Source organism: Aphanothece microscopica RSMan92 (assembly GCF_046613545.2).
GTDB lineage: Bacteria > Cyanobacteriota > Cyanobacteriia > PCC-6307 > Cyanobiaceae > NIES-981.
The window spans coordinates 1-2,371 of the sequence record NZ_JBKKKY020000132.1 but is presented as its reverse complement, the minus strand read 5'-3'; the positions used below and the strand labels follow the sequence as shown (position 1 = coordinate 2,371).

Annotated in this window: 4 protein-coding genes; all 4 read right to left on the bottom strand. The window is 65.7% G+C overall.

Annotated features, from left to right (window positions below; translation table 11 throughout):
- Positions 1 to 470: hypothetical protein (locus ACLD7X_RS16335; RefSeq protein WP_425625389.1), on the bottom strand; the 470-nt coding region annotated here is incomplete at its 3' end.
- A 5-nt stretch (positions 471 to 475) separates the two neighbouring features.
- Positions 476 to 1,024 carry a helix-turn-helix domain-containing protein gene (locus tag ACLD7X_RS16330; protein ID WP_425625387.1) on the bottom strand — a complete coding sequence of 183 codons (549 nt, stop codon included), beginning with the start codon at positions 1,022 to 1,024 and terminating at the stop codon, positions 476 to 478.
- Positions 1,025 to 1,243: 219 nt separating this feature from the next.
- A complete protein-coding gene (locus ACLD7X_RS16325) occupies positions 1,244 to 1,480 on the bottom strand; it encodes a hypothetical protein (RefSeq protein WP_411424739.1) in 237 nt (78 codons plus the stop codon).
- 101 nt (positions 1,481 to 1,581) lie between these two features.
- A complete protein-coding gene (locus ACLD7X_RS16320; protein ID WP_411424738.1) occupies positions 1,582 to 2,193 on the bottom strand; it encodes a hypothetical protein in 612 nt (203 codons plus the stop codon).
- Positions 2,194 to 2,371: the final 178 nt, after the last annotated feature.

Below are 2,371 nucleotides of genomic sequence, written 5' to 3'. Positions count from 1 at the left end.
GCGTGGTCTTCGGTCACGCGCCGATACACAGCGGCTTGCTTGTCGCGCCGTTCTGCTTCGTTGGCGGCCATGTCCCGCAATACGGCGATGGTCGGCAGGGTCTTAGAGGTCCGCCGCGTGCGTTCCACTACCATCTTGACGATATCGGCGGAGTATTCGGCCAGGTCTTCGCCAACGGCGGCGGCGTAGTTCTCGGCGCTGATGCGGACATTCGGATAGATGGCGACGAGGTGCGCCGCGCCTTTCTCGGCGTATGCCCGCCGTGCCTGAGCCTCGGCAGGATCGGCCTGTATTTTCCGCCAAGCGCCGTAGTCGCAAAGGAACCGATCAGCAGCCTCCTTCACGTCGCAGTCTTCGTAGTCTTCTGCCTCCAACGGATCGGGCTGGTTCTTTTCGTCGTCCCAATGCTCCACGCGGCAGGCTGCAAAGGTGGGCGAATTGGCGGGTGCGGCCTTCACCATCTTGACCACGCCCCTCAAAGGGTAATCAGCGCCGTCTTGCGCTGCCTCCGGTTCGAGTTCTTCGTGCCGCCGCTAGCGCGCGACCCGTAAGGGGAGCGCGCGTTAGCGGCGGGATACGTGTTCCCTACACTGTCGTTGCGGGAATACTGTTCGGGGCGGGACGGTCCGCCCGCTGATGGCGGGACGGGGCGCCCGCTGATGGCGGGACGGTCCGCCCGCTGATGGCGGGACGGGGCGCCCGCTGATGGCATCACCAGCGCATAGGCTGCGCTTTGCTGCGGCCCGCCGTGCCGCACCAGCGCGATAAGCCCACGTCCTTCCAGGCTGGCAAGCGCCTCACGAATGGTGCGGCGGCTTCGGCCCAACAGTTCGGCCATCGTCTTTTGAGCGGGCCACGCGGCGCCCCGTTCCGCGTTGTAGTGTTCAGCCAGCACCACCGCGACGGCGGCTTCTGCCAGGCTAGGGCGGGGCTGCGCTGCGATCACGGCGCGAATCCACGCGAAGCGTTCACCGACATTCACGCCACCCCCTTTACCGGGGGAGCGGTCAGCAGCAGGCGCCAATGAAGCAAAGCGGCCAGTTCTGCGGCATTGGCTGCACCATGGTCGCCGCATCGCCGGGCTTCGGCGGCGGCTGTCAGGATATCCCGCAACGCGCCAGCCGGGCGCGTTGTATGATGTGGCGTTGGGAAGTGGATGGCGCTAAGAGGCGAGGTATCGAGCCGCCAAGCCGATGCCTCGCCCCGCGCCCCGGCCTTGTTGCCGGGCGTGGGGCTTTTCATTTCAGGCGGCCTTCGCCGGGCTGATCTGCGCGGCCGGCAGGCTCTCCACCAGCGCCGCTAGACTAGCCCCGTCAACGATGGTGGTGCGGCCCGCCTTGCGGAAGATCAGCCGCCCCTCGCCAGCGAAGCGATAGAGACCGGAACGGCTCAGCCCGGACCATTCACACGCGGCGGGGATGGTAAAGCCACCCCGGATATTCTGGCGCCCGTTCGGGGCTGCATAGGCAGTAGATCGCATCGGAGGCTTCTCCTTCGCAGGACAGCCCGGAATGCCCGGGCGTCTCGCAGGAGACTTAGCCGCCGCATCAACACGGTTCAGCGGGTGATTTAGCGCCCGCGTTACGCCGATAATCCTCCCATCCGCAGCGCATCGCGCACAGCGTCGCGGCTTGGCGGTGCCGCTACTCCAGCGTGCGCGCAGATTGTTTGCACCAGGGCAACCGCGTGTATTTCACGCAGAGTGAAGTCATGATCACGCAGGTTATCTTGAACCTCGCGAATGAACCCGCGCCAAGTGGTCTTTTGCGAGGCTAGGCCGGGCGATGTTGAGTAGTCCGGGGGAACCGACAGCGCGCCGGCCAGTCGCCGCAGTAGCTCGGCGGTTGGTTCACACAGAAAGTAAGAGGGCGCATCACGTGCTATCAGCCTGCGCGGCAGCAACGCTTGAACGCTAACCACCGCATCGGGCGGAAGCGGCTCCCCCTTGATCTGGTCAAGCAACTCGGCAAGTTCAGCCGCCAGCGTAGCCGCCTTCTCGCGGCGCTCCATGGATACGCCGCCGCGAACAAGTTTCGCCAGACTACCGTTAGCGTCATAGCCCATGCCGATCGGCACAAGAACGCTTCCAACCAATGTGCCCGCAGCATCTGGCTCGGACCAGCCGTCCGCAACCATCGTCGGCATGTGGTCCGCCAGCGATTCCCAAAAGCTGGAAAGGTCGCTTGAAGACACAAGCGCCCGCTGTGGCGGCGTGAGGTCGTGTGCCAGCGCCCAACGGAGGACCGGCGGAAACCATGGCGGTATTGTCACCATATGCGCCTCCGCGCGCTCCGCAAGTGGTAGGCAGCGGGGGCAGCGCGGGCGGAGGCTCCGCGCGCGAGGCCGGCCAAAGCCCGCCCCCGCTCATGTC